This window comes from Mycobacterium colombiense (assembly GCF_001672755.1).
GTDB classification, from domain to species: Bacteria; Actinomycetota; Actinomycetes; order Mycobacteriales; family Mycobacteriaceae; genus Mycobacterium; species Mycobacterium colombiense_C.
The window spans coordinates 1-14,056 of sequence record NZ_LZKI01000038.1 but is presented as its reverse complement, the minus strand read 5'-3'; the positions used below and the strand labels follow the sequence as shown (position 1 = coordinate 14,056).

At 67.5% G+C, this 14,056-nt stretch carries 13 protein-coding genes and 2 pseudogenes; 8 read left to right on the top strand and 7 right to left on the bottom strand.

Features of this window, described 5'->3' with window-relative positions:
* The 5 genes and pseudogenes from A5708_RS05365 to nuoN form a co-directional block, all read left to right on the top strand.
* Positions 1-423 (top strand): annotated as a pseudogene (locus tag A5708_RS05365) (NADH-quinone oxidoreductase subunit J); the annotation flags it as partial.
* Positions 420-719, top strand: coding sequence for an NADH-quinone oxidoreductase subunit NuoK (nuoK, locus tag A5708_RS05360; protein ID WP_007772892.1), 300 nt, complete (start codon positions 420-422; stop codon positions 717-719). The pseudogene A5708_RS05365 and the gene nuoK, both read left to right, overlap by 4 nt.
* A gap of 10 nt (positions 720-729) precedes the next feature.
* Positions 730-2,616 (top strand): NADH-quinone oxidoreductase subunit L, encoded by a 1,887-nt coding sequence (gene nuoL, locus A5708_RS05355; protein WP_065027630.1) that lies wholly within the window; start codon positions 730-732, stop codon positions 2,614-2,616.
* Between the two features lie 30 nt (positions 2,617-2,646).
* Positions 2,647-4,230 (top strand): NADH-quinone oxidoreductase subunit M, encoded by a 1,584-nt coding sequence (locus tag A5708_RS05350; RefSeq protein WP_065027629.1) that lies wholly within the window; start codon positions 2,647-2,649, stop codon positions 4,228-4,230.
* Positions 4,227-5,816, top strand: a complete 1,590-nt coding sequence (nuoN, locus tag A5708_RS05345; RefSeq protein WP_065027628.1) for an NADH-quinone oxidoreductase subunit NuoN — start codon at positions 4,227-4,229, stop codon at positions 5,814-5,816. Before A5708_RS05350 ends, nuoN begins: the two co-directional genes overlap by 4 nt.
* A 22-nt stretch (positions 5,817-5,838) precedes the next feature.
* On the opposite strand, the gene A5708_RS05340 is transcribed toward nuoN, so the two are convergent.
* Genes A5708_RS05340 through A5708_RS05320 form a run of 5 tightly spaced genes read right to left on the bottom strand, consistent with a single transcriptional unit; the run spans position 5,839 to position 9,980 of the window.
* The gene (locus tag A5708_RS05340; RefSeq protein WP_196772536.1) at positions 5,839-6,303 is read right to left on the bottom strand and encodes a hypothetical protein; all 465 of its coding nucleotides are present in this window, start codon (positions 6,301-6,303) and stop codon (positions 5,839-5,841) included.
* Entirely contained in the window at positions 6,296-7,540 is a 1,245-nt protein-coding gene (locus tag A5708_RS05335; protein WP_065027631.1) for a DUF58 domain-containing protein, read from the bottom strand. The genes A5708_RS05340 and A5708_RS05335 overlap by 8 nt, the downstream gene beginning before the upstream one ends.
* Positions 7,541-7,559: 19 nt before the next feature.
* Positions 7,560-8,537: an AAA family ATPase gene (locus A5708_RS05330; protein ID WP_065027626.1), complete on the bottom strand. Its 978-nt coding sequence runs from the start codon at positions 8,535-8,537 to the stop codon at positions 7,560-7,562.
* Positions 8,538-8,556: 19 nt separating this feature from the next.
* Positions 8,557-9,039: a hypothetical protein gene (locus tag A5708_RS05325; protein WP_065027625.1), complete on the bottom strand. Its 483-nt coding sequence runs from the start codon at positions 9,037-9,039 to the stop codon at positions 8,557-8,559.
* A complete protein-coding gene (locus A5708_RS05320) occupies positions 9,036-9,980 on the bottom strand; it encodes a DUF4129 domain-containing protein (protein ID WP_065027624.1) in 945 nt (314 codons plus the stop codon). The genes A5708_RS05325 and A5708_RS05320 overlap by 4 nt, the downstream gene beginning before the upstream one ends.
* A 185-nt stretch (positions 9,981-10,165) precedes the next feature.
* On the opposite strand from A5708_RS05320, the gene A5708_RS05315 reads away from it, so the two are divergent.
* The gene (locus A5708_RS05315; protein ID WP_155765902.1) at positions 10,166-11,152 is read left to right on the top strand and encodes a class I SAM-dependent methyltransferase; all 987 of its coding nucleotides are present in this window, start codon (positions 10,166-10,168) and stop codon (positions 11,150-11,152) included.
* Here the strand turns inward: A5708_RS05315 and A5708_RS05310 are convergent.
* Both A5708_RS05310 and A5708_RS05305 read right to left on the bottom strand, forming a co-directional pair.
* Positions 11,149-12,084, bottom strand: coding sequence for an SDR family NAD(P)-dependent oxidoreductase (locus A5708_RS05310; RefSeq protein WP_065027622.1), 936 nt, complete (start codon positions 12,082-12,084; stop codon positions 11,149-11,151). The genes A5708_RS05315 and A5708_RS05310 overlap by 4 nt on opposite strands.
* Positions 12,081-12,683: a TetR/AcrR family transcriptional regulator gene (locus tag A5708_RS05305; protein WP_007772914.1), complete on the bottom strand. Its 603-nt coding sequence runs from the start codon at positions 12,681-12,683 to the stop codon at positions 12,081-12,083. The genes A5708_RS05310 and A5708_RS05305 overlap by 4 nt, the downstream gene beginning before the upstream one ends.
* A gap of 46 nt (positions 12,684-12,729) precedes the next feature.
* On the opposite strand from A5708_RS05305, the gene A5708_RS05300 reads away from it, so the two are divergent.
* Both A5708_RS05300 and A5708_RS05295 read left to right on the top strand, forming a co-directional pair.
* The gene (locus A5708_RS05300) at positions 12,730-13,866 is read left to right on the top strand and encodes a phosphotransferase family protein (protein ID WP_065027621.1); all 1,137 of its coding nucleotides are present in this window, start codon (positions 12,730-12,732) and stop codon (positions 13,864-13,866) included.
* Positions 13,866-14,056, top strand: a pseudogene (locus tag A5708_RS05295) (hypothetical protein); the annotation flags it as partial. The gene A5708_RS05300 and the pseudogene A5708_RS05295, both read left to right, overlap by 1 nt.

Sequence of the window (14,056 nt, the reverse complement as noted above, 5' to 3'; positions counted from 1 at the left end):
GGCAACGTGACCACCGGCGGCTTCGCGGGACTGACCACCGCCAACGCCAATGGCAACGTGGAAGGGCTTGCGGCGCTGATCTTCTCGCGGTACCTGTGGGCGTTCGAGCTCACCAGCGCGCTGCTGATCACCGCGGCCGTCGGCGCGATGGTGCTGGCACACCGCGAGCGCTTCGAGCGCCGCAAGACGCAGCGCGAGCTCTCGCAGGAACGGTTCCGGTCGGGCGGGCATCCCACCCCGATGCCCGGCCCCGGTGTGTACGCACGCCACAACGCCGTCGACGTGGCCGCGTTGCTGCCGGACGGCACGTACTCGAAGCTCTCGGTCTCGCCGATGCTGCAAAGCCGCGGCGCCGACGGCAAGAAGACGCCGTCTCCTTCCCCCGAGCCGAGCCCGACTCTCTCCCAAGGCGGTACGTCGTGAATCCGGCCAATTACCTGTACCTTTCGGCGCTGCTGTTCACCATCGGGGCCTCCGGTGTGTTGTTGCGCCGCAACGCCATCGTGATGTTCATGTGCGTCGAGCTGATGCTCAACGCGGTCAACCTCGCGTTCGTCACGTTCGCGCGGATGCACGGCCACCTGGACGGGCAGATGATCGCGTTCTTCACGATGGTGGTCGCCGCCTGCGAGGTGGTCATCGGACTGGCCATCATCATGACCATCTTCCGTACCCGCAAATCGGCGTCCGTCGACGACGCGAACCTACTCAAAGGCTGAAGACGCCAACATGACTCAATACACCTGGCTGCTGGTCGCGCTGCCATTGGCAGGCGCCGCAATCCTGCTGTTCGGCGGGCGACGCACCGACCGGTGGGGGCATTGGCTGGGCTGCGCCACCGCCCTCGCGGCGTTCGGGGTGGGCCTGAGCCTGCTCTCGGAGCTGCTCAGCCGCGCGGCCGACGACCGCGTCATCCACCAAAAGGTGTTCAGCTGGATCCCGGTCGGCCAGCTCCAGGTCGACCTCGGGCTGCAGATCGACCAGCTGTCGGTGTGTTTCGTGCTGCTGATCTCCGGGGTCGGGTCGCTGATCCACATCTATTCGGTCGCCTACATGGCCGAAGACGTGGACCGCCGAAGGTTTTTCGGCTACCTCAACCTGTTCCTGGCGTCGATGCTGCTGCTGGTCGTCGCCGACAACTACGTGGTGCTCTACGTCGGCTGGGAGGGCGTCGGCCTGGCGTCCTACCTGCTGATCGGGTTCTGGTATCACAAGCCGACGGCGGCCACCGCGGCCAAGAAGGCGTTCGTGATGAACCGGGTCGGCGATGCCGGGCTGGCCCTGGGAATGTTCCTGATGTTCAGCACTTTCGGCACCCTGTCGTACGCCGGGGTGTTCGCCGCCGCGCCCGCGGCCGGTCACGGTGCGCTGACCGCCATGGGATTGCTGTTGCTGCTCGGCGCCTGCGCCAAGTCCGCCCAAGTCCCGCTGCAGGCGTGGCTGGGTGACGCCATGGAGGGCCCCACCCCGGTGTCCGCGCTGATCCACGCAGCCACCATGGTGACGGCCGGCGTGTATCTGATCGTGCGATCGAATCCGTTGTACAACCTGTCCCCCGACGCCCGGCTGGCCGTGGTCATCGTGGGTGCGGTCACGCTGCTGCTCGGGGCGTTCATCGGCTGCGCCAAGGACGACATCAAGCGGGCGCTGGCGGCTTCGACGATGAGCCAGATCGGCTACATGGTGCTGGCGGCGGGCCTCGGGCCGGCCGGGTACGCCTTCGCGATCATGCATCTGCTCACCCACGGGTTCTTCAAGGCCGGGTTGTTCCTCGGCTCCGGCGCGGTGATTCACGCGATGCACGAAGAGCAGGACATGCGCCGCTACGGCGGTTTGCGTGCGGCGCTGCCCATTACGTTCGCCACCTTCGGCCTGGGTTACCTCGCGATCATCGGCGTGCCGCCCTTCGCGGGCTACTTCTCCAAGGACGCCATCATCGAGGCGGCGCTGGCCTCGGGTGGCGTCCGGGGTTACCTGCTGGGTGGGGCCGCGCTGCTGGGCGCCGGCGTCACCGCGTTCTACATGACCCGCGTGATGCTGATGACCTTCTTCGGCAAGAAGCGCTGGGGTCCCGGGACCCACCCGCATGAGGCACCCGCGCTGATGACGTGGCCGATGATTCTGCTCGCCGTCGGCTCGGTGTTCTCCGGTGGCCTGCTGGCGGTGGGCGGCACCCTGCAGAGCTGGCTCGAGCCGGTCGTCGGCAAGCACGAGGAAGTCACCCACGCGTACCCCGTCTGGGTCAGCTCCGCGCTGGCGCTGGGTGTCGTGGTCGTCGGCATCGCGGTGGCCTACCGGTTGTACGCGAAGGCGCCGATCCCCCGGGTGGCTCCGCTGTCCGTGTCGGCACTCACGACGGCGGTACGCAAGGACTTCTACGGCGACGCCTTCAACGAAGAGGTCTTCATGCGCCCGGGCGCACAACTGACCCACGCGCTCGTCGACATCGACAACGCGGGCGTCGACGGCTCGGTGAACGCGCTGGCGGGGCTGGTGAGTGCGACGTCAAATCGGCTGCGGGGACTGCAAACCGGCTTCGCCCGCAACTACGCGCTGTCGATGCTGACGGGCGCGGTGCTGGTGATCGCGCTGATCCTGGCAGTGAGACTGTGGTGATTCGCGGCGAGATGAAAAGGAGCGGCGCTGGTGAATAGCGTTCCATGGCTGAGCGTGCTGTGGCTGGTACCGCTGGCCGGCTCCGTGCTGATCATCCTGATGCCACCCGGGCTGCGCCAGCTCGCCAAGTGGACCGGTCTGGTCTTCGGCGTCCTGACCCTGGCGGTGGCGGTCGTCGTCACCGTCGGGTTCAAGACCGGTGGCGCGCCTTACCAATTCGTCGAAAGCCACCAGTGGATCCCGGCGTTCGGCGCCGGCTACACCCTGGGGGTCGACGGCATCGCGGTGGTACTGGTGCTGCTGACCGCGGTGCTGATCCCGGTGCTGCAGGTGGCCGGCTGGAACGACGGCGGTGAGCGCAGCCGCGGGGTCCAGGCCTACATCGCCCTGACGCTGGCCATCGAATCCATGGTGCTGATCTCGGTCGTCGCCCTTGACGTGCTGCTGTTCTACGTCTTCTTCGAGGCCATGCTCGTCCCGATGTACTTCCTGATCGGGGGTTTCGGCGGCGGGACCGGCCGGTCGCGCGCGGCCGTGAAGTTCTTGTTGTACAACCTGTTCGGCGGTCTGATCATGCTAGCCGCGGTGATCGGGCTGTATGTGGTGACCTCGCAGCACGGTTCGGGCACCTTCGACTTCCGCGAGATCGTGGCCGGCGTCGCCTCGGGCCGCTACGGCGCGGACTCGGCGGTGTTCAAGGCGCTGTTTTTGGGCTTCATGTTCGCGTTCGCGATCAAGGCCCCGCTATGGCCGTTCCACCGCTGGCTGCCCGACGCCGCCGTCGAGGCCACCCCGGCGACCGCGGTGCTGATGATGGCGGTGATGGACAAGGTCGGCACCTTCGGCATGCTGCGCTACTGCCTGCAGCTGTTCCCCGGCGCCTCAACGTATTTCCGCCCGCTGATCGTCGTGCTGGCGGTCATCGGGGTGATTTACGGCGCGATCGTCGCCATCGGCCAGACCGACATCATGCGGCTGATCGCCTACACCTCGATCTCGCACTTCGGGTTCATCATCCTGGGCATCTTCGTGATGACCAGCCAGGGGCAGAGCGGGTCGACGCTGTACATGCTCAACCACGGCCTGTCCACGGCCGCGGTGTTCCTGATCGCCGGATTCCTGATATCGCGGCACGGCAGCCGGTCGATCGCCGATTACGGCGGTGTGCAGAAGGTGGCGCCCATACTGGCCGGCACCTTCCTGGTCTCGGCCATGGCCACCCTGTCGCTGCCGGGCTTGGCGCCGTTCATCAGCGAATTCCTGGTCCTGCTGGGCACTTTCAACCGGTACTGGCTGGCCGCCGCGTTCGGGGTCACCGCGTTGGTGCTCTCGGCGGTCTACATGTTGTGGCTGTACCAGCGCGTGATGACCGGGCCGGTGCTCAGCGGCAATGAGAAGATCGGCGATCTGCGTGCACGCGAATTGATCGTCGTCGCACCGCTGATCGCGCTGCTGCTGGTGCTCGGCATCTATCCCAAGCCGGTGCTCGACATCATCAATCCCGCCGTCGAGAACACGATGACCACCATCGGCCAGCATGACCCCAAGCCGACTGTCCCGGCGGGAACACCCAGACAGGCCGACCTACACCGGACCGCCGAAGGACCGCGATGACCCTCCCTACCCCGAGCATCCAGTACTTCCTGCTGTGCCCGACGCTCATCGTTTTCGGCGTCGCCGTGGTGTGTGTCCTCGCGGAGGCGTTTCTGCCCAGGCGAATTCGCTACACCGCGCAGGTGACGCTCTCACTTGGCGGATTGATCGCGGCGTTCGTCGCGGTCATCGCCGTGAGCCGCTCGATCCAAAGCTCGGGCCGCGTCGCGGTGTTGGGTGCCATGGCCATTGACCGCCCGACGCTGTATCTGCAGGGCACCGTGCTGCTGGTCGCGGTGATGGCGGTGATCTTCATCGCCGAACGCACGCAGGCCAAGGCGGACAGCAAGGTATCCGTGGGAGTCGGCACGGCCGGCTCGGGTGGCCTGGACTCCTTTACGCCGCAGGCATCGGCGGTGCCCGACAGCGACGCCGAGCGCGAGGCCGAGCGGGCCGGGGCCGCCCAGACGGAGCTGTTCCCGCTGGCGCTGCTTTCGGTCGGCGGCATGATGGTCTTCCCCGCGTCCAACGACCTGTTGACCATGTTCGTCGCGCTGGAAGTGTTGTCGCTGCCGCTGTACCTGATGTGCGGCCTGGCCCGTCACCGCCGCCTGCTCTCGCAGGAAGCGGCGATGAAGTACTTTCTGCTGGGCGCGTTTTCGTCGGCGTTCTTCCTCTACGGGGTCGCGCTGCTCTACGGCGCGACCGGCACGCTGCTGCTGACAGGTATCCGTGATGCGCTTGCCGCGCGCGGCGACACCTCGATGGCGCTGGTCGGCGTCGCGCTGCTGTCGGTCGGCCTGCTGTTCAAGGTCGGCGCCGTTCCGTTCCACTCGTGGATTCCGGACGTGTACCAGGGCGCACCCACCCCCATCACCGGGTTCATGGCGGCGGCCACAAAGGTCGCGGCTTTCGGTGCGCTGCTTCGGGTTATCTACGTGGCGCTACCGCCGCTGCACGACCAGTGGCGTCCGGTGCTGTGGACCATCTCCATCCTGACCATGGCGGTCGGCACCATCACCGCGGTGAACCAGACCGACGTCAAACGCATGCTGGCCTACTCGTCGGTCGCCCACGTCGGGTTCATCCTCACCGGCGTCATCGCGGACAGCCACACCGGCCTGTCCGCCACGCTGTTCTATCTGCTGGCCTACAGCTTCAGCACCGTCGGCGCGTTCGCCATCGTCGGCCTGATCCGCGACGCCGACGGGGTCGAGGACGCGACGCTCTCGCATTGGGCGGGGCTGGGTCAGCGTTCACCCATTGTGGGCGTGATGTTTTCGATGTTCTTGTTGGCGTTCGCCGGCATCCCCCTGACCAGTGGCTTCGTCAGCAAGCTTGCCGTCTTCAAGGCCGCCGCCCAGGGCGGCGCCGTGCCGCTGGTGATCGTCGGTGTGGTCGCCAGCGGGGTCGCCGCCTACTTCTACGTGCGGGTGATCGTGTCGATGTTCTTCACCGAAGCGACCGAGGACACCCCACACGTGGTGGCGCCGGGCATCTTGAGCAAGGCCGCCATCGCGGTGTGCGCCGCGGTCACCGTCGTGCTCGGTATCTTCCCGCAGCCACTGCTCGACCTCGCCGACCAGGCCGCCCAGCTGCTGCACTGACGCAGCGTCCGGCCGCCGCCGGTCAGCTCATGAACGGGCGGATGGCCAGCAGGTAGATCACCAATGCCCCCAGCGGGGCCACCAACGGCAACCACGGCAACTGCAGGGGAAACGACGTCGCAGCCAACCCGGCGAGCGTAAACCCCACGGCGCCAACGACGGTCGGCCAGCTGTCCAGCACCACCGGGGCGGCCGCGCCGACCGCGTGGCGGCATACCAGGTAAGCGGCGGCGCACAGTCCGGACAGCGCGACGAAGATCAGCGGCGGGTCGGTCAGCATCGAGGTGACCGCCGCCAGCAGCACGGCAACCGTTGCGGCGCGCCGGAATACGACGCCCACCGCGACCGCGACCAGCGCCGCCACCCAGGCAGCCACCGCGGGGCCCTGCCAACCGTCGGCCGCCAGCCCCACCATCAGCAGACCGAAACCCGTCGCGAATGCGGGTGCCCCCACCCGCTCCAGTGCCCCCGTGCCGACGTTATCCACGAAGCCTCCCCCGCACCCGCCGGCGGCGATCCGGCAACACACCCATCGACTGCTCCAGACCGCTGTCGCCCCGCCACGACACGATGTCCACGCCGATGGTGGCCATGTCGCGGTACATCGCGGAGCGCTGCAGCGCCCACATCCGATCCACCAGGGGATCCTGCTCGTCTTGGAACGGCGAACTGTCCAGGATGTCGACGGCCAGCACGACATGGCCGCGCTTGCGCAGATTGATGAGGGCCAAGGCGAATTCGGTGTCGAGCAGGGTGGAGAACGCGATGACGATCGCGCCGGCCGGAACCGCCGCGCGCGGCGCCAGCGTGCCCGTGGTGCGCTCGAATCGGTCGCCGGCGTTCAGGACGGTGTCGAGCACCCGATAGAACTGGCGCTGCCCGATGTCGGCACCCAGCCAGCGCGGGTGGTTGCCCCCGAGCGCGACGATGCCGGCCCGGTCGCCATGGCGCAACGCCGTTTGCACCACTTGCGCCGCCCCGCGCACGACCCGCTCGGTGGCCTCGGTCGCCGGACCCGCCGGCTGTCGATACCCGTCGATCAAGACGACGACGTCGGCGGCGCGGTCGGTCAGCCGCTGCGTCACATGCAGTTGGCCGCGACGCGCGCTCACCGGCCAATTAACCGCGCGCAGTTGGTCGCCGGGCACGTAGAGACGGATGTCGGCGTATTCCACACCGGGCCCGATGTGGCGGGTCAGGTGGGCACCCAACCGGTCGAGCAGCTCGGTCTGCGGGATGGGCGTCGGCTGCGGGGGCGTCAGGGGAAACACGATGACCTCGGCGGCACCGACGGTGGCCGTTCCGGTGAGCAACCCACCGCGGGCAACGACGTCGATGCGAGCACCGATGGAATACCGGCCCCAGCGCCGCGCGGTGGCCGTGACGGTCTTCTCCTGGCCCCCATCGGATTCCGCGATCTCGAGCTCCATGCCCGCGATGTCCGGAATGGTGACCTGGACGGCCGATGCGCCTTCTTGTGTCACCCATACCCTGACGTGTGCCTTGTCGGTTTCGAAGCAACGCTGGGCGTCGGGCTCGCCGTGCACATGAATCGTCGGGATGGGCCGCTGCCAGCTGATCGAGCACAGCACACCGAGCAGTGGGGCGGCGAAGGCGATCAGCTGCCACCGGGCGCCGATCACGGCGGCGGCCATCGCGAACCCAGCGCAGGTGGCGATCGCCCGCGTCAATCCCGAGGCACGCCAGCGGAACTCGGCCGCCATGCTGGACGTCACGTCGGGCTCATCCGGTGTCTCCGGCACCGGCGCCGGTCCGCGGCACCGGCAGGCGGTGCAACAACTCTCCGATCACGTCGGCGCCCTGGATCTTTCGTACCCACATTTCGGGGCGCAGGGTGATCCGGTGTGAGACCGCCGCGATGGCGAGCGCCTTGACATCCTCGGGAATGACGTAGTCGCGGCCGAGTAGCAACGCGCGGGCGCGGGCTAGTTGCACGAGGTCGAGTTCGGCGCGCGGGCTGGCGCCCACCGCAACCTGGGGATGGTGTCGCGTCGCGTTGGCCAGCGACACCACGTAGTGCAGAACGTCTTCGTGCACGGTCACCTGCTCGACCGATTCGCGCATGGCCAGCAGGTCGTGCGCGTCCACCACCTGGTTGACCTTCGGTTCGGCCGAGCCGCGCTCGAGTCGGCGGCGCAGCATCGAGGTCTCGTCCTGCTCGCTGAGATACCGCAATTCCAGCCGGATCGCGAATCGATCTAGTTGCGCCTCGGGCAGCGGATATGTGCCCTCGTACTCGATCGGGTTGTCAGTGGCTAAGACGATGAAAGGCTTTGGCAGCTGGTGTGTTTCGCCGTCGATGCTGACCTGGCCTTCGGCCATCGCCTCCAGCAGAGCTGCCTGGGTTTTCGGCGGTGTGCGATTGATCTCGTCGGCCAGCAGCAAGTTGGTGAAGATGGGGCCGGGCCGGAACGCGAAGCGGCCGGACTGCATGTCGTAGATCGTCGAGCCGAGCAGGTCCGCCGGCAGCAGATCGGGCGTGAACTGCACCCGGGTGAATTGCAGGCCCAGCGCGGCGGCGAAGGATCTCGCGATCAGCGTCTTACCCAGGCCGGGCAGGTCTTCGATGAGGATGTGGCCGCGCGCGAGAACCGTGGTGAGGATCAGCCGCAGTGCGGAGCGCTTTCCCACCACCACGCGTTCTATTTCGTCGAGAATCGCTTCGCAGTGTGCGGTCGTGGTTGCGGCCGGCAGCGTCATGTTCGGATCGCGCCTCCTGTCATACCTGCTCCAGCTTTAGCAGAATCTCTTCCAGCGCCGCCCGGCCCGGACCGGGTTCGCGGTCACCGCTGCGCTTGACGTTGTTGGGATTGACCCATTCCCACAGTTCCGCGCCGAAGAGCATGCGCCCGGTCGCGTGGAAGGCTGCGGGGTCTTTGGATTGCCTTTGGCCAGTTGTCATCTCGTAGCGACGCGCGAGCATCGGGCGCAGATGACGGTCCCAGTCGGCCCGGGTCGCCTCCGACCACCGGATCGTCGTCTCGGTGGTGGAAAGCCAGCGGCGCAACGAATCCCCGAGTTCGTCGGTGCCCGGCTCCGTGTCGGCATCGAAGCCGCGCGCCAGGGCTCGACGAAGGCTGAGCAACACCACGGCCAGCCCGACACCGGCGGCCGCCAACACCCATCGCCGATCGTGCTGCGTCAGTGCCAGCAGTTCTATGCCGACGATGAGGAAAACGCCCAGGGAAATAATCTTTTTCATGCGGCGCTCCGGGAGCCCAGCTCGTCGAGGACCAGTCGAAGCACGCCCACCGCGACGTCGCGGTGGCCCTCGTTCATCACGTGGGGGCTGAACCGCGCCTCGGCGAACAGGTTCACCAATTGGACGGCGTTATCCGCATGCAGCGCATGGTGTTCGACCGCACGGGCCAACACCTCGGTCGGAGTGTCGAACTCCTGGGGAACCGCGCCGGGAACCTGTGCGAGTTCGCGTTCCATCGCGGCATAGCAGGCGATGATCGCCTCCCGCGGTTCGCGGCTCAGGTCTGTCATCTCGGCCAGTCCACGTTCGGCGGCTCGCGCCAGCGACTCCGAACGCGGTGCGGGCGCCGGGAATTCCGCCGGCTCGTCGGCGTTGATGGGGGCCGCCGGACGCCAGCGCCGCCGCGCCGACGCGACTGTCCCGGCGACGAACATTACCAACATGGCGACCGTGCAGGCGAGCAGGACCCCCAGCAGGTTCTGGGAGCCGTCGCGAGCACGGTGCGGATGCTGCTGTGACGGCGGCTGTGCGGGCGGGTGCGTCGACGCGGCCGCGCCACTGTCGGGCGGTGCCGGGGCGGGAGCGACACCGTGGCCTGAAAACCGGGCCAACAGCATCACGATCAGCAGCCAGGCCGCGAGCACGGCGACGCCGATCAACAACACGCGCCAGCTCGGTCGTCCCTTACCGGTGCCCAGCATCTCGGACAATGCACCCGCGGTCGGCGCGGGAGCGCGAGGGTCCCGCAACCGCGCGACCACGGCGACAGCGATTAACCCGAGGGTCACCGCGAGAATCGCTACCACGAACGTCAGCGCCGCCCGCCCGCCCGACTCGCTGCGCATCGCATCCTGGCGGGCGGGGAGGTAGCCGCGCAGGGCGGCGGCGACGACGAGCAGCAGAACGATCAGGGCTACGACTCGCCCTGTCGGCTTGTCCATACCAGGCATTGGCACACCACTCGATTGGTTGCCTGCCGCCGTCGCGGCACTGACTTTTCTCATACTTGCACGTCAGGCGGCACCAGTGCCAGGACCGGCGTTCCTGCTTATGCACAGTCGGCAGTTCATCCACACATTTCCCATGCCTGGTTGAGCTCGAACATATGTTCCATAGCCTGGACTGGGTGAGCACTTTGATGGACACCGAACGGGCGCGGGAGCGAATCTGCTCCGCTCTCGACGCGATCGATGCGGCCCATGATGAGGTGCTGTGCCAGACCCCGTCGGACGTGGTCGGCAACGCCTTTCGGATTGACCTCGCCGAACGTCTGCAAGTGCAGGACCGCGTCAATCGGGGCCTGATATATCGCATCTTCGATGAGATCGCCGATCCGCCGGACGAGGCGGGGTGCGTGCCCGCGGTGCGGCGATCCCGACCCGCCTCATGGCGAATGACCTCGCCGGAGTTGCGGCGCCAATCGTCGGCCCTTGCTTACCCCGATCACGTCACCACAACCGAATATCTGGGACTCGTCGAACACCCGCGGGCGTGGGACACTCAGCGGGTGCCGCCCTATCGCGACGTCGGCGCATTCAACGACCGCGCGACCGGCTATGACGCCGGCTGGCGTGGCCGGCTGCATCACACGATCTCCGACCGTACCGCCGAACTGGCCGTGCGGATGGTGCCGTCCGCCGACGCCATCCTCGATGTAGGTTGTGGCACCGGTTATTTGCTGCACGTGCTGGCCGACAGCTACCCGGAAGCGGAGCGGCTGGCCGGGATCGACGCCGCACCGCAGATGGTCGAGGTCGCGCGGTCGTTCGCGCGCGACGACCGGTTGGCCTTCACGCACGGGGTCGCGGAGCAGCTCGGCTACCCCGACCACACCTTCGACCTGATCGTGAGCACAACGTCTTTCGACCACTGGTCCGATCAGCAAGCGGGCCTGATCGAGTGCGCTCGAGTGCTGCGACCCGGCGGGCGGCTGGTGCTGGTCGATCAGCTGTCGCGGTGGCTGGTGCCGACGCTGGCCGGTAGCCGGCACAGCAAAGCCCGCACCCCGGGCCGCGCGGAGCGTCTGCTGACGCAGGCGGGATTTCGGTCCCTGCAATGGCACAGGGTGCACGCCGTGATCATCAACGCGGTGACGGCGACCGCGCCGGTCTAGTCCACCGCGAAGGGCCGGAAGCTGCCGTCGAGAACCTGAAGGTGACCGATGGTGCGCCCGGTGACCTTGGCCGGGTCGGCCAGGACCAATTCGACTGCGGCGCGGGCGAATTCGTCCGCCGATGCGGTCTCATCGAAGTTGCGGGCATAGTACGAGAGCCCGGGCGTGAGAATGGCTTTGGACGGCGACAGGGCATTGACCGCGATGTTGTGGTCGGTGAGATCGTAGGCCGCGCACTGGGTGAGGTGCTCGAGCGCGGCCTTGGATCCGCCGTAGCCGGGCAGCACCCCGCCGCTGCGCTCGGCGTACGGGCCATCGCCCGGCAGTCGCGACGCGACCGAGGTGATGTTGATGATCGAGCCGCCACCGGACTCGATCATGTCGGGGCACACCATCTGCATCAGTTCGTACGCCGCGAACACCGCGATATCGAAATGCCGGCGATACGCGTGCAGCGGCGTGCTGACGAACCCCGGCCAGCCGGGTTTGGCGGCACCCGCTTGCTTGGCGGCACCCGTTTTGGCGCCGGCACCCGCCGGCTTACCGGCTCCCGCCGCCGTGGCGGCACCCTTGGCAGCCTTGTCGCCCGGTTGCGCACCGGGCGCCGGCGGCCGCCCCGGAGCGGTGAAGGCGGCATTGTTGATCAGAATCCCGATGGGGCCCAATGCCTCTCGCGCCGAATTTACCAGCCGGGCGATCTGGTCGCGGTCGGTCAGATCGGCGCGGACCGCGACGGCACGCCCGCCCGCCGCCTCGATGTCGGAGACCGTCTCGCCGATGGTTCCCGGCAACCGGTCGTCCCATACTTCCTCGGTACGCCCGGCAACCGCCACCGCGGCACCCTCGGCCGCCAGGGCCAGCGCGATCGCGCGGCCCAGGCCGCGGCTCGCGCCGGTGACGATCGCGGCCCGGCCCGCAAGCCGCCCCGTCATCGCCGCACCCCGTGGACCACGATCGCCGTGGTCTGCTCCACCCACGCGTCGTCGAGCTCTTCCTCCGGGCGCAGCAGCATCCGCAGCATCGTCGCTCCCCCAATCAGCTCGATCAATCGGTCCGGATCCACATCGGGATGGGCTTCGCCCCGGTCAACCGCCTCGCGCAGCCGGACCCGCACCGCGGTGAACAGGTCCACGAACCGTGCCATCACCCGCGCATTGAGCGCGGGGTCGGCCGTCATGTCGGCGACCAGACCGGGCAGCGCGGCGCGCACCACCGGAGTGGTGAACACATCGCGGGTGGCCTCGATCATCATCCGCATGTCGGCGGCGATGTCCCCGGCCGGCGACTCCAGCGCGGTCGGTGCGGTCGGGAAGGCCGCCTCGTGCACGAGTTCGGCCTTGCTGGACCACCGCCGGTACAACGCGGATTTCGTGGTGCCGGCGCGCTCGGCGACCGCCGCCAAACTGATGTTGGAATAGCCCGTTTGGACAAGCAGTTCCGCAGTCGCCGATAGGATCGCCGAGTCGATACGCGGATCGCGCGGGCGGCCGGCGCCGGAGGCCTTGTCAAGGCCGGACGGGTCTGCTTTCATAACGCTACCTACCGTATCGTAATTGCCTCAACGAAGGAGGCACCTTATGGCAACAGAACCCGCGGTCGACAACGTCGACCGGCTCCAGCGCTCCAGCCGTGACGTCACGACGTTGCCGATGGTGATGTCGCGCTGGCTCTCCACCGTACTGCCGGACGCCGCAAAACCCGAGGTGACCGTGGAGAGCGGCGTGGACTCGACGGGCATGTCGTCGGAGACCATCATCCTGACCGCGCGCTGGCAGCAGGATGGCGAGCCGATCGAGCAGAAGCTCGTGACCCGGGTCGCGCCCGCCGCCGAGGACGTGCAGGTCTTCCCGACCTACCGGCTCGACCACCAATTCGACGTCATCCGGAAAGTCGGCGAGCTGACCGACGTGCCCGTGCCCCGGGTGCGCTGGCTGGAGAACACCGGCGACGTCCTGGGCACACCGTTCTTTGTGATGGACTACGTCGCCGGTGAGGTGCCGCCCGACGTCATGCCGTACACGTTCGGCGGCAACTGGTTCGCCGACGCGCCCGCCGACCGGCAGCGCGAACTGCAGGACGCCACCGTCGGCGTGCTGGCCACGCTGCACTCGATTCCGAACGCGCAGAATACCTTTGGCTTCCTCAGCGAGGGCCAGACCGGGGATACCGCGCTGCGCAGGCACTTCAACTGGGTGCGGTCCTGGTATGACTTCGCGGTACCCGACATCGGGCGATCACCGTTGCTGGAGCGGACCTTCGACTGGCTGGAAGCCAACTGGCCGGCCGAGGCGGCCGCCGCCGAGCCGGTGCTGTTATGGGGCGATGCGCGGGTGGGCAACGTGCTGTACAACGACTTCCGTCCGGTGGCGGTGCTGGACTGGGAGATGGTCACGCTAGGACCTCGCGAACTCGATGTGGCGTGGATGATATTCGCGCACATGGTCTTTCAAGAACTCGCGGGCCTGGCAACCCTGCCGGGGCTGCCCGGGGTGATGCGCGAGGAGGACGTGCGGGCCACCTACGCGCGGCTGGCCGGCGTCGAAATCGGCGACCTGCACTGGTTTTACGTGTACTCGGGCGTGATGTGGGCGTGTGTGTTCATGCGCACCGGCGCCCGTCGGGTGCACTTCGGCGAAACCGAAAAGCCCGACGATGTCGAATCGCTGTTCTACCACGCCGGATTGATGAAGCGTCTTATCGGAGAGGACCAGTAATGCTCGGACCACTCGACGAGTTCCCGGTACATCAGATTCCCCAGCCGATCGCGTGGCCGGGGTCATCGGACCGCAACTTCTACGACCGCTCCTACTTCAACGCCCACGACCGCACCGGGAACATCTTCGTGATCAGCGGCATCGGGTACTACCCCAACCTCGGGGTCAAGGATGCGTTCCTGCTCGTCCG